General features: G+C 69.6%; 20 protein-coding genes and 1 pseudogene. 14 read left to right on the forward strand and 7 right to left on the reverse strand.

The features are described from left to right. Position 1: 1 nt before the first annotated feature. The gene (locus tag ACWD1U_RS36830) at positions 2–1,201 is read right to left on the reverse strand and encodes a hypothetical protein (protein WP_451113718.1); all 1,200 of its coding nucleotides are present in this window, start codon (positions 1,199–1,201) and stop codon (positions 2–4) included. Positions 1,202–1,360: 159 nt separating this feature from the next. Beyond that, the gene (locus ACWD1U_RS36835) at positions 1,361–2,158 is read right to left on the reverse strand and encodes an SDR family oxidoreductase (protein ID WP_451113719.1); all 798 of its coding nucleotides are present in this window, start codon (positions 2,156–2,158) and stop codon (positions 1,361–1,363) included. A 108-nt stretch (positions 2,159–2,266) separates the two neighbouring features. Here ACWD1U_RS36835 and ACWD1U_RS36840 point away from each other — a divergent pair, with 108 nt between their 5' ends. From ACWD1U_RS36840 to ACWD1U_RS36850, 3 genes are all read left to right on the forward strand, one after another. Further along, the gene (locus tag ACWD1U_RS36840) at positions 2,267–2,845 is read left to right on the forward strand and encodes a hypothetical protein (protein WP_451113720.1); all 579 of its coding nucleotides are present in this window, start codon (positions 2,267–2,269) and stop codon (positions 2,843–2,845) included. A 144-nt stretch (positions 2,846–2,989) separates the two neighbouring features. Next, a complete protein-coding gene (locus ACWD1U_RS36845) occupies positions 2,990–3,316 on the forward strand; it encodes a hypothetical protein (protein ID WP_451113721.1) in 327 nt (108 codons plus the stop codon). 152 nt (positions 3,317–3,468) lie between these two features. Further along, the gene (locus ACWD1U_RS36850; protein WP_451113722.1) at positions 3,469–3,693 is read left to right on the forward strand and encodes a hypothetical protein; all 225 of its coding nucleotides are present in this window, start codon (positions 3,469–3,471) and stop codon (positions 3,691–3,693) included. A gap of 10 nt (positions 3,694–3,703) precedes the next feature. Here ACWD1U_RS36850 and ACWD1U_RS36855 read toward each other — a convergent pair. The 4 genes and pseudogenes from ACWD1U_RS36855 to ACWD1U_RS36870 form a co-directional block, all read right to left on the reverse strand. Then, a pseudogene (locus ACWD1U_RS36855) lies at positions 3,704–4,482 on the reverse strand (IS630 family transposase); the annotation flags it as partial. Positions 4,483–4,760: 278 nt separating this feature from the next. Continuing rightward, a complete protein-coding gene (locus ACWD1U_RS36860; RefSeq protein ID WP_451113723.1) occupies positions 4,761–5,669 on the reverse strand; it encodes a type 1 glutamine amidotransferase in 909 nt (302 codons plus the stop codon). Between the two features lie 133 nt (positions 5,670–5,802). Then, the gene (locus ACWD1U_RS36865; RefSeq protein ID WP_451113724.1) at positions 5,803–7,236 is read right to left on the reverse strand and encodes an amino acid permease; all 1,434 of its coding nucleotides are present in this window, start codon (positions 7,234–7,236) and stop codon (positions 5,803–5,805) included. Between the two features lie 252 nt (positions 7,237–7,488). Beyond that, entirely contained in the window at positions 7,489–8,844 is a 1,356-nt protein-coding gene (locus tag ACWD1U_RS36870) for a glutamine synthetase family protein (RefSeq protein ID WP_451113725.1), read from the reverse strand. Between the two features lie 267 nt (positions 8,845–9,111). Here ACWD1U_RS36870 and ACWD1U_RS36875 point away from each other — a divergent pair, with 267 nt between their 5' ends. The 11 genes from ACWD1U_RS36875 to ACWD1U_RS36925 all read left to right on the forward strand — a co-directional run bounded on the left by ACWD1U_RS36875 (position 9,112) and on the right by ACWD1U_RS36925 (position 21,152). After that, on the forward strand, positions 9,112–9,687 hold the full coding sequence (locus tag ACWD1U_RS36875) for a MarR family winged helix-turn-helix transcriptional regulator (protein ID WP_451113726.1): 576 nt from the start codon (positions 9,112–9,114) through the stop codon (positions 9,685–9,687). A 221-nt stretch (positions 9,688–9,908) separates the two neighbouring features. After that, positions 9,909–11,378 carry an aldehyde dehydrogenase gene (locus ACWD1U_RS36880; RefSeq protein WP_451113727.1) on the forward strand — a complete coding sequence of 490 codons (1,470 nt, stop codon included), beginning with the start codon at positions 9,909–9,911 and terminating at the stop codon, positions 11,376–11,378. Continuing rightward, positions 11,371–12,255, forward strand: a complete 885-nt coding sequence (locus ACWD1U_RS36885; protein ID WP_451113728.1) for a 3,4-dihydroxyphenylacetate 2,3-dioxygenase — start codon at positions 11,371–11,373, stop codon at positions 12,253–12,255. The genes ACWD1U_RS36880 and ACWD1U_RS36885 overlap by 8 nt, the downstream gene beginning before the upstream one ends. 61 nt (positions 12,256–12,316) lie before the next feature. After that, positions 12,317–13,162 (forward strand): fumarylacetoacetate hydrolase family protein, encoded by an 846-nt coding sequence (locus ACWD1U_RS36890; RefSeq protein ID WP_451113729.1) that lies wholly within the window; start codon positions 12,317–12,319, stop codon positions 13,160–13,162. 43 nt (positions 13,163–13,205) lie between these two features. Next, a complete protein-coding gene (locus tag ACWD1U_RS36895) occupies positions 13,206–14,570 on the forward strand; it encodes a pyridoxal phosphate-dependent decarboxylase family protein (RefSeq protein WP_451113730.1) in 1,365 nt (454 codons plus the stop codon). A 186-nt stretch (positions 14,571–14,756) separates the two neighbouring features. Beyond that, positions 14,757–15,563: an acetoacetate decarboxylase family protein gene (locus ACWD1U_RS36900; protein WP_451113731.1), complete on the forward strand. Its 807-nt coding sequence runs from the start codon at positions 14,757–14,759 to the stop codon at positions 15,561–15,563. Positions 15,564–15,582: 19 nt separating this feature from the next. Continuing rightward, complete coding sequence (locus ACWD1U_RS36905; protein WP_451113732.1) at positions 15,583–17,073, forward strand: aldehyde dehydrogenase; 1,491 nt, start codon at positions 15,583–15,585, stop codon at positions 17,071–17,073. Further along, positions 17,070–17,777 carry a gamma-glutamyl-gamma-aminobutyrate hydrolase family protein gene (locus ACWD1U_RS36910; RefSeq protein WP_451113733.1) on the forward strand — a complete coding sequence of 236 codons (708 nt, stop codon included), beginning with the start codon at positions 17,070–17,072 and terminating at the stop codon, positions 17,775–17,777. Before ACWD1U_RS36905 ends, ACWD1U_RS36910 begins: the two co-directional genes overlap by 4 nt. Before the next feature lie 250 nt (positions 17,778–18,027). Continuing rightward, the gene (locus ACWD1U_RS36915; protein ID WP_451113734.1) at positions 18,028–19,200 is read left to right on the forward strand and encodes a multidrug effflux MFS transporter; all 1,173 of its coding nucleotides are present in this window, start codon (positions 18,028–18,030) and stop codon (positions 19,198–19,200) included. Between the two features lie 744 nt (positions 19,201–19,944). After that, on the forward strand, positions 19,945–20,832 hold the full coding sequence (locus ACWD1U_RS36920) for a hypothetical protein (protein ID WP_451113735.1): 888 nt from the start codon (positions 19,945–19,947) through the stop codon (positions 20,830–20,832). Between the two features lie 47 nt (positions 20,833–20,879). Further along, positions 20,880–21,152, forward strand: a complete 273-nt coding sequence (locus ACWD1U_RS36925) for a hypothetical protein (protein WP_451113736.1) — start codon at positions 20,880–20,882, stop codon at positions 21,150–21,152. 97 nt (positions 21,153–21,249) lie between these two features. On the opposite strand, the gene ACWD1U_RS36930 is transcribed toward ACWD1U_RS36925, so the two are convergent. Next, positions 21,250–24,453, reverse strand: a complete 3,204-nt coding sequence (locus ACWD1U_RS36930) for a hypothetical protein (protein ID WP_451113737.1) — start codon at positions 24,451–24,453, stop codon at positions 21,250–21,252. Positions 24,454–24,583: the final 130 nt, after the last annotated feature.

Raw genomic sequence — 24,583 nt, forward strand, 5'->3', positions numbered from 1 at the left:
GTCAAGGGGAAGCTTCACCCAGACCCGCAGCGGAACCTGGGAGGAGCCGTTGTGCGCGAAGTGCACCAACCCCGACCCGGACTTCTGGGGCCGCTGCCCGGTCTGCACCATCACCTGGCAGCTCAGCACCCGCCCCTGCCAGCGATGCGTCCTCGACCAGCAAGTACGCGACCTCCTCGGCGACGCCACCGGGGCCATCCGCCCCGAACTCGCCCCGTTCCACGACGCGTTGACGAGCTCCGAGCGCCCCGACGTCGCCTTCGCCTGGGTCTCCCGCTCCAAGGCCCGTGACCTCCTGGAACGCATAGGACGCGACGAGCGGCCCGTTACCCACGAGGTCCTCGACGAACTGCCCCCGGGCAAGGTGCTGGCCCACCTGCGCAGTGTCCTGGTCGCGACCGGCGCCCTGCCACCGCGCGATGAGCGGCTGGTCGCCCTGGAGAAATGGATCACCACGACCGTCCAGGCCCGCACCGACCTTGCAGAGCGCCGGATCCTGCACGGCTACGCGGTCTGGCACCACATGCGCCGGCTCCGGCGCCGCCTCGGTGAAGACCACACCACTCGGCTCCAGGACCTGAACGTGCGCTGCCACGTCACCGCGGCGAACAACTTCCTCGACTGGCTCGGCGGCGAAGGGCTCGCAATCGGGACCTGCACCCAGACGGACCTGGAACGCTGGATGGCCGACCCCACGGTCAGCTACCCCGACGAGACCGGCCACTTCGTCCGCTGGTCGGTACAGCACCGGCACGCCCGCGACCTGACCTACGGCACCGTCCGATGGACAGGCCCGCTCAGCACCATCGACAGCGAGAAACGCTGGGCGGACGCCCGGCGCCTCCTCAACGACGACACCCTGCCGACCCCGGACCGCGTCGCGGGACTGCTGCTGATCCTCTACGCACAGAAGATCGCCACCATCAGCCAACTCACCGTCGGTGACGTCGACTTCGACGGCGACACCGTCTCCATCACGTTCGGCACCTCGCCGGTCGTCCTCCCCGTGCCCCTGGCCAGCCTGGTCCGCGAGCTCATCGCGACCCGCCGCGGCAAGGCCAAGATCGGCACCCCAGAGGACGCCCCCTGGCTCTTCCCCGGAGGTCAGCCGGGACGCCCCCTCGGCGACGAACCAGATCGGCCAGCGCCTCCACAAGATCGGGATCCGGCCCAAGCAGGACCGCTCCACCGCGCTGTTCACCCTCGCCACCGAAGTCCCCGCCGCGATCCTCGCCCGGATGCTCGGGGTCCACATCAAAGTCGCCGTCCAGTGGCAACAGGCATCAGGCGGGGACTGGGCTGCCTACGCCGCCGACGTCGCCAGCCGGAAGCGCCCGTGAGCCTTGCCTCATGCTCTTGGCTACCCGAGACCGCCATTGCTCTGGAGAAGCTGGGCGTTGATCCATCCGCCCTCTGCCGAGCAGAGGAACGTGACCAGATTCGCGCAGTCCTGCGGCACACCGAGGCGTCCCAGGGGCGTGAAGCGGATCATGTCCGCCTTTTGCTCTTCGGTCATCCACCCGGTGTCAGTCGGCCCGGGATTGATCGCGTTACAGGTCACTCCCAGATGAGCGAGCTCGCGGGCGACGGCCAGCGTGATCCGGTCCATTGCCCCCTTGCTCGCCCCATAGGGCAGGTTGCCAGCGGTGTGGTCGCTGGTCAGGCTGACGATCCGCCCGCTTCCGTGCCGCCCGCGGAATCGCAGCCCGTACTCCCGGATCAGCAGCCACGTCGCCCGCGCATTGACCGCGAAGTGCAGGTCGAAGCTCTCCACCGTGGTGTCCAGCAAGCCGGAATCAACCGACTCGCAATGGCAAAGCACCAGCGCGGTGACGCCCCCCAGCTCCCGCTCGACGCTGTCGAAGAGCTGAGCCGGTACTGCCGGGTCGCTCAGGTCCGCCTCGACCGCAAGCGTTCTCGCCCCATGGGACGCCGCCTTCTTCCGCAGCTCTTCGGGCGCACCCGGCTCCATGCCCCACTGCATGCGCGCGTCATACGGAGCCCAGTACGTGAAGGCCACGTCCCAACCGGCCCGGGCCAGATTCAGTACAACGGACGCCGCGATCCCCGCCGAACGTCCCGCCCCCGTGACCAAGGCAAGCGGGCGCCCCGCCTCTCCCATGTCCTGCCGGCTGCCCACGCGCGTCTCACCAGTCATGATCCTCATCCTGGCGGGCCGCCCTTCATGCGGCACCCGATTTTCCCGGGCCCTGCCACGCTCACACCCCTTGAGACGCGCAGGCCCAGCCACCACAAGGCACACAAGGTGCAGATCAGACAGGTATTCGGGCAGTTCCAATACCCGACTCCACCATTAGGTATTTCAGCCTCGGGATTCGCCGACGAGGTCGCCGCCGACAAGGCCGTGGCCATGCTCGACTACGTTGAAGATCTCTACTACGAGTGGAACGACGGCGGGCAGTCCAGCGGAGGAGCCGCCAATCGCATCGAGGCGGAATTCGACCGCATCCGAGCCGAGTTGGGCGACCTGCCGGGGACGGTGGCCGGCCCCGAGCGGGTCCGGACGATGCTTCGGCATCTGACCCGCACCCTGCACCCCGGTGTCCTCAACGATTGCTTCCACCATGCCGAGACTGCGGTCTGCGAGAAGCGCTCACCAGGCCTGGGCCGTCCTCTGCCCATGCTGAACATGTGCCTGACCTGCCCGAACTCCCGCCGTTCGTCCGTCCATCTACCCAGACTCCACCAGACCCGCGAGCAAGCCCTTCAGGAGTTCGGCGACACCACCGGCCTGCCGCCGCACCAGGCGACGGCGATCAGCGAGTTCGTCAACACCCTCGACACGTTGATCGACGAGCTCTCCGAGACGGGAGCGGCTCGATGACCAGCACACACATGACGACTCAGACCGTATTCGCCCAACTCGCCCGCGACCGGGACCTGGCCGACATCGACCGGGAGATCATGAGGGCCTTCGAACGGCTGCTGGACGGCCCGCCCCGAGATCACCGACGGCTCGCTGAAAGTGGTGAACATCGCCGCCGAGGCCGGGGTGTCCCGGGCCCCCTACTACCGCTCCCCGGTCGCGGCGGTCATCAAGGAGATCCTGGAGGCCCCGGATCTCAAGCGCCCAGAGGTCGACGACCTCAAGGCCGAGGTCACCAGGCTCCGCAAGGAGATGCGCGAGTTGCGCCGCGAGAAGGCCGAAGAGGTGCGCGAGCTGAAGGACATGGTGACCACCTACGCCAACCAGATCCAGGTCCTCGCCCTTCGCAACGTCGAACTGGAGGCCGACTCGGAAGCACTTCGAGCGCACATCGCCGGCACTCCGGGCAACGTCCACCCGCTGCGGTAACCCGCCGTCGGCGCCCTAACGGGGTGCCCCCGGAGGGCGAACCGTCGACGGCCTACCACCAGAACCGCAGCTGGGCCGATAGCGCGTTGGACCCGACCTGCAGCCCGTTGCGGGTGATGTCTGTCGGGCCTGGTCCGGTTCAGCGTGAGGCTATGCCCAGTGGAAGTGCCGCACGCGGATACGAGTTCCGTGTCGCCGGCCCCGTTCCGGAGGCCGTCGCAGAAGCGTTCCCCGAGCTGGAGGCTGTGGTGATCGGCAAGCAACCGGTGTTCTACGGCGATGTCATCGACGAGGCGCATCTGTTCGGGTTGCTGGCGCGCTTCCGGATGCTCGGTCTGCTGATCGTGGAAATGCGACCGCTCCCTGCAGCTTACTGACTTCGGCTTGTCAGGGTGACGTAGGGACGTCGATGAGGAGGTCGGTTCCGGCTATGAAGCCGTCGAGGGTGTCGGGGCGGTACTGGAGGCGTTTGAGTCGGTTGCGTACGAGGGCCTCCAGGCGATCGAGGGCGACGACGGCGAGGTTGGCCAGGCTGTGCTTGATGTGCACCCATACTCCCTCGACGGGGTTCAGGTCCGGCGCGTAGGCGGGCAGAAGGAACACCGTCAGCCATTCACGCTCGGCGACGAGTCGGCGCATCTTGTGGGAGACGTGGGTGTTGAGCCGGTCCCACACCAGCACGAGGGGTGCCTTGACCAGTTGGTGGACCCCGTCCAGGAGCTGGATGAAATCGCGCTCGCTCATGCTGCGCCGGGCGCCTCTTGCCCGCGGGGTGGGAGCGAAGGCGGTGGCACAGGCGGGTGCGCTGCCCGGGCCGCATGGCGATCAGTCCGGCCTCGGACAGGCGTCCGGAACGCCGTCCGCTGATGGTCACCTGCGGGGTGATGCCGCGTCGGCCCCAGGTTCGTCCCTTGGGCGGCCTGCGGGTGAAGCCGGCTTCGTCCTCGAAGCAGATCCACCCTCCGCAGGCCGCCCGGGCTCTTTTACCTCCCTCCAGGTCGCCTCCTTCCACTGCGCGACCGCCTGCTCATCCCGCTCCGCCACCCGCCGGGCGGGGATCTGCGGGGTAAGCCGAGCCGGTGCATCAGCCGAGTGGCGCCGGAAACGCTGTTGGAGACGTGGAATTTCCTGCCGATCAGCGTGGCCACCCGGGCCGCGGTCCACACTCCCCGACGGCCAGCTCAGGAATTCTGCGAGGGAAGACTCGACAGCTGAGAGGGCGGGCCACGACCACCGCAGATGGTGTCCAGCGCGCCACAAACCGAGCTGTTGGCACTGGTACTCCTGCGCCGCTGGCGCGGCGGGAAACGCCAGATCATGCAGTTCCAGTCAGCACGGCGCCGGGTCAGTACCAGATCCATAAGATCGGTGCCGTTCGCCGCCCCCCTAGGTGCGTACGGGCCTCGAGATCTATCGGACACGCAATCGGTCTTCGTCCCAGGCCCTATGACTGGTGCCGTCGGTCATCTGCGAGTCCGGATGAGGATGGCTGCAAGGCGGTGTCCGGCCTGGTAGGCGATGGCGAGCTTGTCGGTGCGCATGGCCAGACCCCGCCACTCCGCGAGCCGGTTGCTGCATCGCTCGACCCTGTTGCGCTGCTTGTATGCCTCGGCATCGAGACGACGGTGTTCTCCCTGTCGACGGCACAGTCCGGGGAGGCCACGCCGTCGAGGAACGCGTCGACCAGGCGGTATGCGTTCTCCCGTGCCACCGGCTCCATGGCGCGGCTGCGTGCGACCAGCTCTTCCGGATCGATGCCGAGCCGCGCGCACTGCTCCGCGCCGCCGAAGTCGACCCAGCGCCGTACGACGGCCGGGATCGCCTCGGGGTGGAACTGGACCCCGAGCGAGTTCCCCACCCGGAACGCCTGCGTGCACACGGCGTTGCGGGCCATCTCCTGGGCGCCGGGCGGCCGGACGCAGCGGTCGTAGTGCCACTGCATCCAGGGGCCGGGCGGTATCAGGGCGGGGTCGTCCGTGTCGATGTCGACCCAGCCGATCTCGGGACGCGGGGCCGCCTCGACACTGCCGCCCAGGGCGGTGGTCAGGGCCTGGGCACCGAAGCAGATGCCCAGCACGGGGATGCCGAGGAGGTGGGCCTTGCGTAGCAGGGCGAGCTCGCCGCCGATCCAGCTGCCGACTGTGGTCTCGTCGTACACCGACCAGGGGGCGCCGAGCGACACGACCAGGTCCCAGCCGTCGGCGTCGGGGAAGTCGAACCTTACGTCGGGTGTGTGGTGCCGCTCTTGCGGGACGACTGTGAGGAGTGTGAGGTCGTACCCGCGCTGGACGAGCCGGTCTCCGACCAGTCCGGGCTCCGTCACGTGGTCGTGCCGGATGACAAGTGCACGCACGATGGGCTCTCCCTTCTGCGGAATATGACGGGATTTGGCGCAGCCCTGGTGTCTCCCGAGGTGCCCTGCAGCCGCGCGGAGGTTGGTGCGCGTTTCGTTTGGGCTGCGGACGACGCCGTCGGGGAAGTTCGTACTACGGCTTGGCCTGGTTCCTGGCCCATGCGGTACGGATGGCCGCAGCGACCAGGATCAGTGCAGTGAGGGCGGCGGTGGAGAGCAGCTGGGTGCGTGCGTCGGTATCGGTGCACATCAGGGCGAGGACGCCGGTCATGCCGGCCAGGGCCGTCCAGCTCAACCAGGGGTGGCCCCACATGCGCACGGTCGGCCGGCCGGGGGTGTGGTCGGCGGTCTTGCGCAGACGGAGCTGGGCGAGGGCGATGGCGATCCAGACCACGAGGATGATGGCGCCGATGGTGTTGAGCAGGAAGGGCAGGACGCGGTCGGGGGCGAGGAAGTTGAGGATGACCGCGATGAAGCCGAAGGAGACGGAGGCGAGGACCGCTATGCGGGGGACGCCGCCGCGGGAGACGTTCAGCAGGCTGTGCGGGGCGTCGCGGCGCTGGGCGAGGGAAAAAGCCATGCGGGAGGCGCCGTAGAGGTTGGAGTTGAGTGCGGAGAGCAGGGAGGTGAGGACGACCACATTCATCAGCCCGGCGGAGGCGGGGATGCCGATGCGCTGCAGGACGCTGACGAAGGGGCTGGTGGCGGCGGAGGCGGAGTTCCAGGGCAGCAGCAGCACCATGAGGGCGACGGAGCCGATGTAGAACAGCAGCAGCCGGGCGATGACGGTGCGGGTGGCCTTCGCGACGGCCTGGGAGGGGTTGGGGGATTCGGCCGCGGCGATGGTGACGAGTTCCATGCCGCCGAAGGAGAAGACGACCGCCAGGAGTCCGGTCAGTACGCCGCTGACGCCGTGCGGGAGGAAGCCTCCGTGGGTGGTGAGGTTGGTCAGGCCGACGGGGTGGCTGCCGGGCAGCCACCCGAAGACGGCGAGGGTGCCCAGGACGAGGAAGGCGACGACGGCGGTGACCTTGATGGCGCCGAACCAGAACTCGAACTCGCCGAAGTGGCCGACGTTGAAGAGGTTGACGGCGGTGAGGACGGCCATGAAGGCCAGGACGTAGGCCCACTGGGGTACGGCCGGAAGCCAGCTGTGCGCGATGGCGGCCGCTCCGGTGGCTTCGGCCGCCACGACGACGACCAGCAGCCACCAGTACAGCCAGCCGACAGTGAAGCCGGCCCAGCGGCCGAAGGCTTTCTCGGCGTAGACGGAGAAGGAACCGCTGTTGGGCTGGGCGACCGCCATCTCGGCAAGCATGCGCATGACGAGGACCATGAGCAGGCCGGCCAGCGAGTAGGAGATCAGGATGCCGGGTCCGGCGGTGTGGATGCCTGCTCCGGCGCCGAGGAAGAGGCCGGCGCCGATGGCGCCGCTGATGGCCAGCATGGTGACGTGGCGCCGCTTGAGGCCGGTGCCCAGGACGGGGGCGCCTGGCTGGGGACAGTCCTCGTTCTGTGAGTCTCCCGGGTGGGATGTGCTGCTGTCGGTCGACGTACGAAACGCCATGTGAGGATCCTTCGCGAGTGATGGGCTGACGCACGGACCCGGCACCCCGCTGCGGCGGGATGGGACGAAGGGCTCCGCGCGATGCGAGGGGACAGGAGAAGGCCGCGCAAGGGCATGCGGAAGCTGAGCTGCGGCGACGCGCTGGTCTGCGGGAAGCAGATGTAGGAAGGGAGCGGAGGAAGGAGGGTGGCGGAGGAGGAGGGCGAGGCGCCGGGCGGTGGAACCAGGGGGTGAGCAGGGAAGCGGGCGGCGTCAGTTGATCTGGGCGTACTCGCGGAACTCCCAGTCGGTGACGTGCTTCTGGAAGCGGGCGAGTTCGTCGCGCTTGAAGGTGAGGAAGGCGTCGACGAAGGACTTGCCGAGGATGTCGGTGAGGTGGTCGTCGGCCTGGAGGGCGTCGAGGGCCTGGCCGAGGTCGGTGGGAAGCTTGGCCGCGGCTCCGGTGTCGGCGGCGTGGCCGGTCGCCGGGGCGGGGGGCTCGGCGGCGGTGGTGATGCCGAGGTGGATTGCGGCCAGGAGGCCGGCGACGGCGAGGTAGGGGTTGGCGGTGGCGTCGCCGAGGCGGACCTCCAGCCGGGAGGCGCCACCGCGCTCCGGCGGGATGCGCACCATCGCGTTGCGGTTGTCCAGGCCCCAGTTGATCAGCCAGGGGGCGGCGGTGTCCGGGCCGAACCGCTTGTAGGAGTTGACGGTGGGGTTGAGCAGCGCGGACAGGGCGGGCGCGTGCGTGAGGACACCGGCCAGGGCGTGACGGGCGGTGGACGACAGGCCATGCGCCTCGTGGGAGGCGTCGAAGGCGTTGGCCCCGTCCGCGTCGATGAGGGAGACGTGCAGGTGGAATCCGGACCCGCCGCCGTCGTTGAACGGTTTGGCCATGAAGGTTGCCAGTCGGCCTTCGGCTCGGGCCAGCTCCTTGACGGCGGCCTTGAACCGGAAGGCACGGTCGGCGGCGTCCAGGGCCTCGGAGTGGTTGAGGTTGATCTCGAACTGCCCGCCGTCGAACTCCCGGTTGCCGCCGCTGACGTCCAGGCCGAGCGCGTGCAGGGCGCGGGCGGTGCGCAGGAGGTGTCCGTCCGGGTCGGCCTTTCGGCCGGTGGTGTAGACGTTGCCCGGGGCGGGGGCGTAGCGCCGCCACCCGGTAGGTGTGTCGGCGTCCGGTTCGAGCAGGACGTACTCCAGTTCCGGGCCCGCGATCGCTGTCAGTCCCGCGTCGTTCAGGCGGGTGAGGACCTGGCGCAGCAGGTCCCTGGGCGATTCGGGCACGCTCCGGCCGGTGGCCGGGTCCAAGACGTCGCCGATGCACCAGGCCACGTTCGGCTCCCAGGGCAGCGGGACGACGGTGTCCAGGTCCGGGCGCACCAGGATGTCCGGCATGCCCGCCTCCAGTCCGCCGGCCATGTCGGAGTGATCACCCAGGGCGCCGGTGTGGTAGACGGCGCGGCTGAAGGCGAGGCCGTGTCCGGCCGCGTGCGGCAGATGGTGCAGCAGGATGTCCCGGCTGCGGTCGGAGCCCATCAGATCCGGGTAGGCGACGCGGAGGACATCGATCCCCTTGGCGTCCAGCGCTTCCATCGTCTGTCGGACCTGAGGGTCTGTGTGGGCGCTCAAGGGATGCTCCAGGGGTGCGGCGGTGACTTAGATATTGTCCGATTTGCCCGCGCGGTTTCTGGCGGCTTGGTTCCGACCGATGGCGCCAGGGCAATCATTTGACGCCAAACGATAAGAGTCGAGCGCACCGGCCACAAGAGGGTCACGCGGATTTTGCCCACTTCCATCCATGGCTGAAGGCCACTGGGCCGAGTGACTGCGGGATACATTTGGCCGCAAATGAACATGTCGGCGACCCAGTGCCGCCCCCACTCGAAGGAGGAGCCTGTGCCCGGGCCCCGCCGATCCATCACCGAGACCGAGCAGGCCATACAGCAGCGGCTCGGCCGCCTGACGCTGCAGCGCGAGGCCATGGCAGCCGTAGGCAACATCCACCGGGCCGCCGCGGCCGTCCGCAATCATCTCGAGAACTCGGTGCTGCGTCCGCACGAGCTGACGTGGACCAGCTTCGTCGTGCTGTGGGTGCTGTGGATCTGGGGTGAGGCGGAGACCTGGTCGGTCGCCGAGGAGGCGGGCATCTCCAAGGGCACCTTGACCGGCATTTCCCGCACCCTCGAGTCACGCGGCCTCGTGGCCCGCTCACCCCACCCCGAGGACCGCCGCCGGGTCCTGCTCTCCCTGACCCCCGAAGGGGAGAAGCTCATGGAGGAGCTGTTCCCGGCCTTCAATGCCGAGGAGGCGTTCGTCTCCGCCCCTCTCAGCCCCGACCAGTGCCTCCAGCTCGCCGACAGCCTGCGCGCCATCGTCAGCCGGCTCGAGGAGTACGGCGAGCAGCGCCGACGGGAACTGCTCGCCGGCGAGGACCTGGCCCCGCGACGCTCGGGTCGCCGCCCGCGCCCGTAGTCGCGCCGCCGGGGCTCCGACTGTCCGCGATGCGCCCCTCCACTCCGGGGCTCGCGCCGACCGCCGGAGTTGCGCGTGCGCCCTCCCGGCCTGCTGGGCACCCTGTTGCGGCAGGGTGATCCCCACCTATAACGTTTGGGTCCAAATAAAATTACGGAACCCCTTGACACCCCAGCGACCCGCGCTGTTTATTTGGGGCCAAACGAAATGGAGGTGGGGACATGACCCGCGAGCCCCAAGCCGCTGTGATCGCCGGGGTGACCGTTGACACCCGGCACTGGATCGGAGGCGAGCGTGTCGCCTCGACCGAGACGTTCGCCGACATCTCGCCGATCGACGGCAGCGCTCTGGGTGAGATCTCCCGGGGCACCGCGATGGAGGCTGCGGCCGCAGTGGCCGCCGCGAAGGCCGCGTTTCCCGGCTGGGCCGCCACCTCGCGCGCCAAGCGCGCCCGGATCCTGCACGCGATCGCCGACGGCGTGGAGAAGCGGCTGGAAGACCTGGCGATAGTCGAGACGTGCGACAACGGCGCCCTGCTCCGCTCCCACCGCCGCGGTGTCATGCCCCGCGTCGCGCACAACTTCCGCTTCTTCGCCGACTGGCTGCTGACGCTGGATCACGAGGACTTCGAGACCCGGGGCCACACCAACCACGTCAGCTGGGACCCGGCCGGCCCCTGCGTGCTGATCACTCCGTGGAACGCCCCGCTGATGCTGGCCACCTGGAAGGTCGCCCCGGCCCTCGCCGCCGGCAACACGGTGATCCTCAAGCCCGCTGAGTGGTCCCCGCTGACCGCCTCGCTGCTGGCGGACATCGCCGCCGAGGCCGGTCTCCCCGCCGGGGTACTGAATGTCGTGCAGGGCTACGGCTCCGAGATCGGTGACGCACTGACCTCGCACCCCGGCGTACGGCGCATCAGCTTCACCGGCTCCGTGCCCACGGCCAAGCGGATCTCGGCCTCGGCCGCCGCCAATCTCACCCCGCACAGCCTCGAACTGGGCGGCAAGTCACCGCTGCTGGTGTTCGCCGACGCCGACCTGGACCTCGCGGTCGACCTGGCGGTAGAGCAGTACGACAACGCCGGGCAGGTGTGCCTGGCGGGCACTCGGCTGCTGGTCGAGGAGTCGATCGTCGAGGAGTTCACGCGCCGCTTTGTGGAGAAGGCGAGCGCACTGAAGCAGGGCGACCCGCGTGACGAGGCCACCGACATCGGCCCCAACATCCACCCCCGCCAGCTGGAGAAGATCGACGGCTTCGTGCAGCGGGCCGTGGCGGCCGGGGCCCGCGCGGTCATCGGCGGCCACCGCAAGGACGGCCAGTTCTACGCACCGACCCTGCTCACGGACGTCGCCCAGGACTCGGAGATCGTGCAGGAGGAGGTCTTCGGGCCGGTCCTGACCCTGCAGACGTTCGCCACCGAGGATGACGCCGTCCGCCTCGCCAACGACACCCGCTTCGGGCTGGCCGCCACCGTCGCCACCGGTGACCCGGAGCGCGCCGAGCGCGTCAGCGCACAGCTCGTCGCGGGGACCGTCTGGGTCAACTGCTTCTTCGTCCGTGACCTTCAGGCCCCGTTCGGTGGTTCCCGGCAGTCCGGGGTCGGCCGGGAGGGCGGCACCTGGAGCTTCGACTTCTACTGCGACGTGAAGAACACCGTCACCGCCCCGAACGGATGGAAGAACCATGGGTGAGATCGTCGGGGCGGGCCTTCTCGCCCACGTCCCCACCATCGTGCTCCCCGGGCCCGACCGGCTGGCGCTGAACGAGGGCAAGGAGATCACCCTCGTCACCGGCCTGGAACAGCTCCGCCGGGACGTCTTCGAACGCGACGACTACGACACCGTCGTCGTCCTCGACTCCCACTGGGCCACCACCGTGGAGTTCGTGGTGACGGCGCAGGACCGGCGGGCGGGCCTCTTCACCTCCGAGGAGCTGCCGCGCGGCATGTGCCGGATGCCGTACGACTTCCCTGGAGACCCCGAACTCGCCCACAACATCGCCTCGTTCGCCGACAAGCACGGCACCTGGATCACCGCGATCGACGACGACTACCTGCCGATCTACTACGCCACCATCAACCTGTGGAAGTTCCTCGGCGAGGGACTGCCCGACAAGCGGTGGGTGACCATCGGCGTCTGCCAGACCGGCGACATGGAGGACCACCTCCGCCTCGGCCGCGCACTCGCGGACGGTATCGCCGCCACACCCGGTCGCCGTGTGCTGCTGATCGCCTCCGGCGCCCTGTCGCACACCTTCTGGCCTCTGCGCGAGATCCGTGACCACGAGGCCAGCGACCCCGCCCACATCTTCACTCCTGAGGCCCGCGCGGCCGACGAGGAACGGATCGCCTGGTTCAAGGAGGGCCGCCACGACAAGGTCCTCGACACCATGGACGAGTTCTGGAAGTACAAGCCGGAAGCGAAGTTCTTCCACTACCTGATGATGGCCGGTGCCCTCGGCGAGCAAGCCTGTGTCGCCAACGCCCGCCAGTACGGCGAGTACGAGAACTCCGTCGGCACCGGCCAGGTCCATCTCTGGTTCGACCGCCCGGCCGACGGCTGGACCTGAACCGGCTTTCCGGCCTCCCCGTCCCCCCGCTCTTCGCACAGCCGTATCTAGGAGTCCCACCATGCCCGAGTACCGCCGCATCCTCCTCGACGGTGCCGCCGTCCAGGTCACCGTCGACGGCGACGAACTGGTCGCCGGGGACGGCCGCCGCGTCAAGATCGAGGACGCCCAGCATCTGCCGCCGGTCGTCCCGTCCAAGGTCATCGCCGTCCACCTCAACCACCGCAGCCGCGTGGACGAGTTCGGGATCGATCTTCCGGCCACCCCCACCTACTTCCACAAGCCGACCTCGTCCCTCAACTCCCACAAGGGTGCGATCGTCCGTCCCGAGGGCTGCAAGTGGCTCAACTACGAGGGCGAGGTCGCCATCGTCATAGGCAGGACGGCCCGCAACCTCTCCCCGGCCGAGGCCGGCGAGTACATCGCCGGCTACACCATCGCCAACGACTACGGCCTGCACGACTTCCGCGACACCGACGCTGGCTCCATGCTCCGGGTGAAGGGCTCCGACACCCTCTGCCCGCTCGGCCCTGGCCTGGTCACCGACTGGGACTTCCACGGCAAGGCGCTGCGCACCTACGTCAACGGCCACGTCGTCCAGGACGGCTCGACGGACGAGATGCAGTGGGACATGCACTACCTCGTCGCTGACATCGCCCGTACTATCACCCTCCACCCGGGTGACGTACTCCTGTCCGGTACCCCCGCGAACTCGCGCCCCGTCCAGCCCGGCGACATCGTCGAGGTCGAGGTCGAGGGCCTCGGCCGCCTCACCAACCACATCGTCATCGGCCCGACGGCCATCCGCAGCGACGTCGGTGCCCAGCCCACAGAGTCCGAGGAAGTCCTGTCCACCGCCCTCGGCGGCGACTGGGAGTTCCGCGGCATCCGCCCGCCCAAGCGCTGAGCCCGAACGACGCCAACACGCGAGATCACGGAGGAGTGACGAGATGGATCTGAACAAGTGGCTGGCCGAGGCGGTCGCGTCGAACGCCGACTGGGCGAAGACCTTCGGCCCCTTCGACCCGCACCCGGCGCTGGCCGTCGACGACGGCCGGTTCGCCGCCGCGTTCGAGGTCTTCACCGAGCGGCTGAAGGACAACTATCCCTTCTTCCATCCCCGCTACGCGGGCCAGATGCTCAAGCCGCCGCACCCGGCAGCCGTGGTCGGCTACCTCACGGCGATGCTGATCAACCCCAACAACCACGCCCTGGACGGCGGCCCAGCGACCGCCGCGATGGAGCGTGAGGTGGTCCAGCAGCTAGCCACCATGTTCGGCTACGACGCCCACCTGGGGCACCTGACCACCAGCGGGACCATCGCCAACCTCGAAGCCCTCTTCGTGGCCCGTGAGCTGCACCCGGGCAAGGGGATCGCTTACAGCACTGAGGCCCACTACACGCACGGCCGGATGTGCGGCGTTCTCGGGATGGAGGGCTTCCCCGTCCCCACCGACGACCTCGGGCGCATGGACCTCGACGCGCTGGAGGAGCTGCTGCGCGGCGGGCGGGTCGGCACCGTCGTACTCACCACCGGCACGACCGGGCTCGGTGCGATCGAGCCGGTCCACGAGGCGCTGGCGCTGCGTGAGCGTTACGGGGTGCGGATCCACGTCGACGCCGCCTATGGCGGATTCTTCACCCTGCTGGCAGGCGCGGACGGTCCCGAGGGACTGCCGGCCGAGCCCTGGCGGGCCGTCGCCCAGGCCGATTCGATCGTGGTGGACCCGCACAAGCACGGTCTGCAGCCCTACGGCTGCGGCGCCGTCCTCTTCCGCGATCCCTCCGTCGGCCGGTTCTACCTGCACGACTCGCCGTACACGTACTTCACCTCTGATGAACTGCACCTGGGCGAGATCAGCCTGGAGTGCTCCCGGGCGGGTGCGGCGGCTGCCGGGCTGTGGCTCACCTTCCAGTTGCTGCCGCCTACGCGCGAGGGGTTGGGCCAGGCGCTGGCGGCCGGCCGGCGCGCGGCGCTGCGCTGGGCGGAACTGATCGAGGACTCCGAGCACCTGGAGCTCTACCAGCCCCCGGAGCTCGACATCGTCAGCTACTTCCCGGTCACCGCCGGCCGCACCCTCTCGGAGATCGATGCGGTCAGCAACCGCATCCTGCAGGAAGGGATGACCGACAGCCAGGACCCGGTCTTCCTCAGCACCCTCCGCGTCGGCGCCGAACGCTTCACCGCCCGCCACCCGAAGATCACCGCGGACACCGACGGCGCGCGCATCCTGCGCAGCGTGCTGATGAAGCCCGAATCCGAGACCTGCGTCGAGCACCTGCACCAGCGGCTGGAACAGCTCGCCCGCTCGTGACCCCCAGTGCTACCGGTTCTCCGCATCCCGCTCCGGCGACAATCCGGAAGCCGGGCATCCGACCCGGACCTTACGGGACGGCGCACCCCTCTGCACCTTTTTTCATCCCGCTTTCTCCCCAGCCGCCGCGCCTGCCGCCTCTGCCGCCGGTGGCGTGCCCTGCTGAACTCTCTGGAGCGTGACGACATGGCCAGTGTCCGTGGCTACTTCCACCCCAAGACGGCGACGGGCGCCTCGTCGCTGATCCCCTCCCCGCCGTGGCGCTACTCCGGCGACCTGCTCACCGTCGAGTACCGCACCGACCCGGCCCGGGTACGCGAACTGCTGCCCGAGTCGCTGGAACTCGCCGACGAGGACCCCGGCGCGGTGGCGCTGATCTGGGCCGACTGGCAGTCCTGCTCCGCCTCCGGTGACGAACTGCTGGACCCGGTGCTCTCCCAGTACAAGGAGGCGTTCGCCGTGGTCCGCTGCAAGTACAAGGGCCAGACCTACACCCGCTGTGTCTACATCTGGGTCGACAAGGACTTCGCGATCGCCCGCGGACTGCACCAGGGCTACCCGAAGAAGCTCGGCTCCATCCACCAGACCCGCCCGCACCCCTACGGCCCGGCACCCCGGATCGAGGCCGGGGCCCGCTTCGGCGCCACCCTCGCCGCCGCCGACCGGCGCCTGGCCCAGGCAGTAGTGACCCTGCGCGAGCCGGCGGAGACGAACGGGTTCGTCAACGCCCACCCGATGGCCCACCACCGCTGGCTGCCGTCCATCGAGAAGGGCAAGGGACTCGCGCTGGACGAGCTGATCGAGACCGGCGCCGCCTCCTTCGAAGGCGGGCAGCCCTGGGTGGGGGACGCCGAGCTGGAGCTGTTCGAGGCACCCACCGAGGAGCTGGCCCGCCTGGAGATCCGCGAGCCGATCGCTGCGTACTACCGCCAGGTCGGCGTCGTCTGGGACGGCGGGCGGCTTCTGGAGTCCGGCACCTCCGGCGCCGAGTGACGGGGCAGCCGGAGACACCATGCGCAACGTCACCCACGAGGAACTGCTGACGCGGGCCAAGGAACTCGGGCTGCCCACCCAGCATCACATCGACGGCCGGCCCGAAAGCGGCAGTGGCGCCACGTTCGCCGTCGTCACGCCCAGGGACGGACACATACTCACGCACGTGGCCGATGCGGGCGAGGCCGAGGTAGATCTCGCGGTCGCGGCCGCACGCCGCGCCTTCGACTCCGGCCCCTGGCCACGCCTGGCCCCCGCCGATCGCGGCCGGATCCTGATCCGCACAGCCGAACTCCTCGAAGAACGACGGGAGGAACTGGCGCTCACGGTCAGCGTCGAGATGGGCAAGCCCATCACCGACGCGTACGACATCGAACTGCGCGCCGTCATCAATACGTTCCGCTGGTACGGGCAGCTCGCCGACAAGCTCACCGACGAGTCTCCGCACACCTCCCCCGACGCCCTCGCCCTCGTCACCCGGGAGCCGGCCGGCGTGGTCGGCGCGGTCGTACCGTGGAACTTCCCGCTGACCCTGGCCGGCTGGAAGGTCGCCCCGGCCCTCGCCGCGGGCTGCACCGTCGTACTCAAGCCGTCGGAGAACTCACCGCTGTCCGCCCTCCTCCTGGGACGGATCGCCACCAAGGCCGGCCTGCCCCCGGGCGTCCTCAACGTCGTCACCGGCGACGGCCCGACCGCCGGACGGGCCCTCGGCCTCCACCCCGACGTCGACATCCTCGCCTTCACCGGTTCCACCGCCGTCGGCCGCCACTTCCTGCACTACGCCGCCGACTCCAACCTCAAGCGCGTCTGGCTGGAGCTGGGCGGCAAGTCGCCCAACATCGTCCTCCCCGACGCCCCTGACCTGGAGAAGGCCGCCGCCACCGCGGCCTGGGGCATCTTCTTCAACCAGGGCGAGATGTGCACCGCCCCCTCCCGGCTCCTCGTGCACTCCTCCATAGCCGAGCAGGTCACCGAGGCCGTCGTCCGGCGGGCGCGGGAACTCCGGGCCGGTGACCCGCTCGACCCGGCAACAGAAATGGGCGCCCTGGTCTCGCAAGCCCACCTCGACCGCGTCCTCGACCACATCGCCACCGGCCAGGCAGAGGGCGCCCGACTGCGCACCGGCGGCGAGCGCACCCGGACAGCCACCGGCGGCAGCTTCCTCCAGCCCACCGTCTTCGACCGCGTGGACCCCGGCATGCGACTGGCCCGCGAGGAAATCTTCGGCCCCGTCCTGTCCGTCCTCACCTTCGACGACCTCGACGAGGCGGTACGGCTGGCCAACGCCACCGAGTACGGCCTCGCCGCCGGCCTGTGGACCTCCGACCTGTCCACCGCCCACCAGGTCTCCCGCGCACTGAAGGCCGGAACGGTCTGGGTCAACTGCTACGAAGAGGGCGACCTCAACGTCCCCTTCGGCGGCATGAAGCAGTCCGGCAACGGCCGCGACAAGTCCGCCCACGCCCTGGAGAAGTACACCGAACTCAAGACGACCTGGATCCAGCTGTGACCCGCCCCCTGATAGCCATCCCGGCCCGGTTCTCCGCCACCACCTCCGCGCTGCGGTACGCCGCCGAGGTCAACGCCCGCGCCCTGATCGAAGCCGTGTGGCGGGCCGGCGGCGAACCGGTGAGCATCCACCCGACCGACCCAGCCGAGGAGGACGTCGCCGCCCGGCTCGTCCGCTTCGACGGCGTCCTGCTGCCCGGCGGCGGAGACCTCGCCCCCCACCGCTACGGCGCCACCGACACCCACGACACCCTCTACGACGTCGACGACCTCCAGGACGCCTTCGACCTGGAAGTCGCCCGCTTGGCCCTGGAGTCGGGGATCCCGATGCTGGCGATCTGCCGCGGCCTGCAGGTCGTCAACGTCGCGCTCGGCGGCAGCCTGCAGCAGGACATGGGCGGCCCCGACCACGAGCACCGCCATCTGGTGCACCCGGTGACCATCCGACCAGGAACACAGATGGTGGAGGCAGTCGGCGCCGAGAAGGTCGAGGCATCCTGCTTCCACCACCAACGGGTCGAGCGCCTGGGCAACGGCCTGACCACGGCGGCCACAGCCGACGACGGCACCATCGAAGCCCTGGAACTGCCTTCCTCACGAGGCTGGTTCGTGGCGGTGCAGTGGCACCCGGAGGACACCGCGCGCCATGACCCCTCTCTGCAGAAACTGTTCGGCGCTCTGGTACGTCATGCCGGCTCAGGCTGAGCAGCCCGGCCGGCGCTGCTGCGGCCCGCCGACACCCGGGGAGGCCCAGAGCCTCGCGCCTGACCATGCCGCCGAGGCGAAGGCGCCACCCGACCTCGATAAGGGAGGCACGGCACGGTCCGGCCGCGGTCACCGGCCCGCAGGACGACGGCCCTGGCGGGCCTCGAACCACCGCCCCCGGGTCTCGACCGGCATCGTCCCGCCCCGAAGGGCCGGCGCCCCAATCTTGATTCTCGGCGCGCTCACCGCCGTGGCCCCCTTGGCCACGGACATGTACGTGCCCGGCTTTCCCGAGCTGGGGCGGGCCCTGCACACGAGGGAGTCGGCCGTGCAGCTGTCCATGACCGCCTTCCTGGCCGGGCTCGTCCTGGGCCAGTTCGTCATCGGGCCGCTCAGTGACAGTCTCGGGCGCCGCCGCCTGCTCCTGCCCGGCACCGCGCTGTTCGCCGTGCTGTCCCTGGTGTGCGCTTTCGTCCCCAACGTGCAGGCGCTGATCGCCGCGCGGTTCCTTCAGGGCGTCGCCGGGGCGGCCGGCATGGTGCTGGCGCAGGCGGTCGTCACCGACTTGTTCCACGGCCCCGAGCTGCCGCGATACTTCTCGATGCTGTCGATGGTGCTCGGCGTGGCGCCCGTGGCGGCACCGGTGCTCGGTGGCGCGATCCTGTCGGTCGCGAGCTGGCGGGCCGTCTTCGTCGTGCTCGCGTTCATCGGGATGCTGCTCTTCCTGGCCGCGCTGTTCGGCGTTCGCGAGTCACTGCCTCCCCAGCGACGCCGTCAGGGCGGGGTGGCTGTCACCTTCCGGGCCATGGGCCGGCTGCTCGGCCACCGCGCGTTCGTCGGCTGCATGCTCACCCTGGCATTCAGCTCCGCGGCGCTCTTCACGTACATCGCTGGCTCCAGCTTTGTCTTCGAGAACCTCTACGGGGTGTCCGCCACGCGCTACAGCCTGATCTTCGCGACCAACGCGGCGGACATGCTGCTCGCCGGCTGGACCTTCGGGGCCCTCTCCCGACGCCTGCCAGTGGACAGTCTGCTGACGGCCGGGGTCGCCGTGGCACTCGTCGGCTCGCTGCTGCAGGTAGTCCTGCTTGCCACGGACGGCGGCGGCCTGGCCGGCACCTGGGCCTGTCTGTTCGTCACCCTGTTCGGCATCGGGATCGTCTTCCCGGCCAGTATGGCCCTCGGTCAGTCACTGGGCCGGAAGGCGTCCGGAGCCGCGTCGGCACTGCTCGGCGGGGTGGAGTTCCTGCTCGGAGCCCTCGCCTCCCCGCTCGTCGGCGTGTTCGGAACCAACAGCCCCATGCCCATGGCGGTCATCATGCTCAGCGCCATCCTCTGTGCCGCACTCGCGCTGGTATTCCTGGCCCGCCCCTGGCGGACCCACGGCGCACTGCCCCGGCAACGAGACGCCGCCGCCTCCTGAGGCGGCACCCGGCCAGAACTGGCGGATCCTCACCAAACTCCGCACCGACCCCGCCCGCGCCACCCGTCTCCTGCGCGCTCTGCTCGTCCTGACGAACCTCGAAATCAACCGCTGACGGACGATCTACGGCTCAGGAGTTCGCCAGCGGTGTCCAGGAGATCGACAAAGAACTGCGTGCCGAGATCCGGCGGCTGCAGGACACCCGCAAATGGTTCGCCCGGCTCGCCGCCGGAGAGCACCTGGCGCTCCCGCAGAGGTCGTGGACTACCTCGACCGGCTGCGCGGTCTCGGCGTCGAGGAGCGGTACATCGAGCTGGAGCGGGATGCCTGGATCATGATCGCTGCCCAGGTGCCCGACCTGATCGACACCGTGATCGTCAAGAGGCACGAGGAGCTGGACGATCCCGACATGGTGAAGCTCTACAACCTTCTCAGCGGGGCACTCGACTGGTCAGCCGACGATCCGCGGGTCGTCGAGGTCGCCGACCTCCTGGAGCGCCTGATGATTCGCGCTGTGGAGGCCGGTGAGGTGGGTGACGACGGCTTCGACGACCAGTTCGTCGCCCTGCTGGACTCAACCATGATCGAGTCCGCACCGGGCGCCGCGCGCCTATTGGCGATCCTGGAGGAGCGAGGCTGGAGGGGCTGGACCCGCATCGAGCGAGTGCCTGCCGACAGGCGCAACCCTGCGACACAGAACACTTGGACACATGTTCCGCTTTCACCGACGGCAAGGAGCGCCCGATGTGGCGCACCCGCTGGACGGCTCCGGCCACCTGGTCCGGTGATGCGGCGCACCCGCCCGTCCTGCTGGTGTTCAACCGCATCGGCGAGCGCAACCCCAACCGCACCATCCCGCGCTTGCAAGAGCTGACCCGTCACCTGTGGCAGGGCGAGCGGCAGGAGGGCGGGCACCACCACTACGACGGGAGGATCCCGATCATCGCGACCGGCCTGAACCAGACGCGCGAGCACGGCCCGGCCGGACCGGTGTTCCTACGCTTCGGCCGCGACCACAAGCAGCCCCTGCGGGAAGCGATCGGCAATCCCCGTCGTGAGGCGGCCGATGCCCGTGCCCGGCAAGAGGCCAAGGCCCACCAGGAGGAGTACCAGGCACAGGTGCGGCGGGCAGCCCAGGAGCAGGCGGCGAAGAAGGCAGCCGAGCGTGAGGCCCGCCGTCCCGTCTGCACCGGCTGCGGGGCGAGGTTCACCGACGAACGGTGGGCGGCGGCTCAGGTGACCGACTGGGGAGCCCCGAAGGACTCCCACCCGCACCTGTGTGACGACTGCAAGCAAAGGGCCCTCACCGTCGAACGCCAAGCTGCTGGCACGCAGGAGCGCCAGGAGCCGGTACGTCGTGGGGCAGAGCAGCCGACTTTCCAGCGCTCGCCTCACCGGCCCGTCTGCACCGAGTGCGGGGCCACGTTCACCGACGAACGGTGGAAGGCGACCGAGCGCGTCGGCTGGGGCGCTTCCCCAGAGCCCCGCCCGTCTCTGTGCGAGGACTGCGACCGGCGGTTCGTCACCGACCTCCAGCAAGCCTGGCCGGACGAGCACCGGCATGAAGAGCAGGGCCAGGCCGTGCCCGAGCAGAAGGCCGGCGGAACCTGGCTCTCCCGCTTCCGCAGGTGACGCAACCGGGGCCCGGCTGTCAGTGGCGGCTGCAAGGCTATGAACGGATGGACCGTGATGACGAGCAGCTGCTGCGCGGCCGGGTCTACGGAACCGACCACGACCACCCGGGCCCGCTACCGCACCGCGACTACGCCGAACTGGTCGGCGGCCCGCTCGATGGGCTGCTGCTCGATATCACCGACTGGACAGCGGACGAGATCCAGACCGGCGTCGCGTTGACGACCGAACTCGGGCAGTTCGGCGCCGGCGGCCGCGCCCTGTACGACCCGCGGCCCGGCGAGCGAAACCGCTGGGACTGGTCCGGCGACTCTCCCTGACCGGCCGGGGTCGACGCTCCAGGGCTGTTGGTCTTAGCTAAGCCCTTAGATTTCAGGCGCAGGACACTAGGGTCCTGTCCGGCCGATTCAGGCCGGATCAGGGAGCGGTACCAGGGAACGCGAGCCCGGCGAGATCGGCGGCAGGGTGTGGACGGCCGGGTTGCCTCGGAAATCGCCCCGGGCCGGCCCGCGTGAGCTCCCACAGGCGGGTGGTGCCGTTGGCAGTGGCCGCCAGGACGCTGCCGTCCGCGTCGAGCGCCAGCAGGTCGATCGTCTGGGTGTGGCCGGTGAGCGGCAGACCGTCTTTCTTGCCGGTTGTGTCCCAGGTCTGTACGTCCTGGCCGACGGCGCTGGCGAGTCGGCTTCCGTCGGCGTTCATGGCCAGGGCAGACCAGACACGACCCACTGAGGGGAAGCGGCCGGACGCCTCGCCGGTGCGCACGTCACCCAGCACGACACCGTCTCCCATTCTGGTGAGGAGCTGAGTGCCGTCGGCGGTCAGAGCGAGAGGATCGTCCCACGTCACAGACGAGGGCAGAGAGACGACGGCGTCGCCCTCGGAGTCCACGGCCTGTACCCCTGTCACATCCCAGGCCTTCGCGGCCACGTGGGTCCCCCCGGAGCTGAGCACCGGCGACCTATCCGCCTCCACCACGCCTTCGTCGGAGACGCTGACCGGTCCGCGACCCTCGTCCCACTCCAGCACGCGCCATCGGTAGTACCCTTCACTTTCACTGCCCGCAGGCGTGATGACGACTACGGTGCCGTTGTCCCGTACCGCCAGAGAAGCCACGCTTCGTCGCTCACCATCGATCTCATACCTGCGGTTCGTGAATTCGTCACCATTGGCGGTGTTCCACTGCCGCACCTCACCGCCGCCAGCCGCGACCAGAATCTGACCGTCGGGGCTCAACGCCATCGCATCTGTGTCACCGGTGATGATGGTGACCTGCGAGGAGTCCTCGGGCAGGGCGTCGGCCAGCGTGAGGCCGGCCACCACGAGCGCGGCGGAGGCGACGGCCACCCGGATACGGCGGCGCCGCACGGTCTGAGCGCGGGGAGGCGGTGTCCGGTCCTCGGCCAGTGAGCGACTGGCGAGCCGTTCCTGCAGCCGGATGTGGCGGAACTGATAGGTGCCTGCGGACTGGCGCAGCAGTTGTCGGTCCCGGGCATCGGACAGGAACCGGGTGAGCCGCCAGGGCAGTCGCCCACGGGCGGCAAGGACCACGCGGAGCAGCAGGAACTTGGGCCAGGCCCGGGTCATCAGGACGAGCAGGGCGAAGACCGTCGCGGGCAGCAGTGTCGCCGTGGCGCTCATCAGAGGTGTGCTGAAGCTTTCGCTGTTGGCGGTGACCTCGCCGACGAGATCGATCAGTGAGGGTTCACGGGACCAGCCGGTGAGCATCAGGACGGTCAGCCACCCGGCGGCGACTCCGAGCACCGCCAGGGGCAGCAGGGCGACGCCGAAGACCGCCCCTGCAATCGAGGCGCACGCCAAGGACGACTTGCGGTCCTGTCGCAGGATGTCGAGAGGACTGGCCCAGGCGGAACGCTCCGGCGGTGCGTCGAGCCAGTCGTGCACAGCGAAAGCCACGCCGATCGCCACGGCCGTCGCGGCCACCACTGCGATCACCACGAGGTATTCGGTCAGCAGCTTCGCGTCCCAGGATCCGTTGAAGGTGATAACGACGGCGCCCGCGGCCATCAGTGGCACCGCCAGGATCGCGGTCAATGTGAGTCCGGCGGTGAAGCCGGGCCGCAGGCGCCCCAGCGATCCACGCGCCGTGAAGGACACCCTGCCAGGGGGGCGGTCCGCAGCCGCGTACCAGGTGAGCGTCGCCAGGACTGCGAGACCGGCGCCTGAGGACACGGCCATGCCAGGCACGAGGGACTCGGATTCCTCAGCGGTGGCCAGTAGGTGGCCGACGGTAACCACCGCGACCGCGCTGATCAGTCCCAGTCCCATGCCCACCACGAGCCCGAACCAGCGGGACAGCAATCGCCGGCTCATGAGCCACCACGCCAAGTCCCGCTCGCGGTGCCGGTGCAGGTAGGTCGCCAGATACGTGAGCCACTGCTCGGCCCGTTTCGCCTGCTGGTGCCAGTCCACGCCGTCGGCCGGCTGCTCGCCGCTTCCCGGCGGCGGGGCGTAGGCGGCGGTGACGACGTGGTCGACGAGGTGGTCCTCCACCGCGTGGCGGCTGTCGAAGCCGAGGAGTTCGCGTGGGTCCCGGGCGCAATGCCGGTAGACGGTCCGCGCCAGCGACAGCGCCAGCGGAGTGGACAGGGCCGTCGCCGGCGCGCCGGCGGGCTCCGCCTGGAGCCGCTCGTAGACCGGTTCCCAGTCAATGCCGACGGGCCAGCTGACGTCCCGCAGGTAGGCGATGCCATCCGGCACCGATACCGGAGCCACCTCGACCACCGGTGCCCGGCGCAGCACCGGTGAGCCGCCCTCGATCACGTCCTCGTACTCGGCCGAGCGACACGTCAGCACGACGCCGCGGCCGTCGCCGCAGGCGTGGTTGACGGCACGCACCGCGCTGCGCCGGGCCGCTTCCGGGATCTCGTCGAGGCCGTCCAGGATCGGCAGCAGCAGGCGCCGTGCCAGCAGCCGCTGAGGGATGTCGGGCCGGCCGCCGTAGTACGCGGTGGCCAGCGTGCCCACGATCCAGTCGTCCAGCGACTCGCTCACCGGATCCCAGCTGGACACCGCGAGCAGCACGGGCACTGGTGCCTGTGGGGCGCGCTCCCGCAGCAGCCCGAGGGTGAGCATGACGGCCAGCACCGTCTTGCCCGCGCCGGGTTCGCCCAGCATCACCAGCCGGCCGCTGGGTACGCTCCGGTATCCGTCGGCGAGGCGCTCCGCCGCCTGGTCGAATCCGCCCTCCAGTCGGCCGCTGACGGACAGCCGCAGGACCCGGGCGTCCACCGGGCCGACCACACTCTCCGGCGGCCCGGTCACCGGGCGGTCGGTGGCCGACCAGACCAGCGGAATCACTCGTGGGTCCCGCAGCCGCCTGGCCGTGGTCTCTTCCTCCCACTGCTCGCGCACCGTCACCGCGAGGTAGTCCGCCAGCTCGGTCACCTCCGCCGGCGGCGGGAGCGACGAGAAGGTCTGAACGAGTGCCACCACCAGACTCGCCAACGCCACAAACAGACTTCCCACGCCGACCAGCTGGTTGGCGGTGTCGTCGCCGGACACCAGAAGCGCCGCACCGAGCCCTAGGGACACCGCCGTCAGCAATGCGAACAGGCTCAGGCGCGTCCGACGCCGCCGCGTGTGCTCATGAAGTCGTCTCACTTGCAGAAGGGTGCCGGGTGAGAACACTTCCTGTTCACGAAAGCTCTCACTTGGTGAGATTGGGTCTGCCTCCCGAGATGGTGAACAACTGCTGTCGAAACTCGGTGGCTGTGTGAAGCTTCCCCTTGAT

This window comes from Streptomyces sp. NPDC002788, from assembly GCF_053592115.1.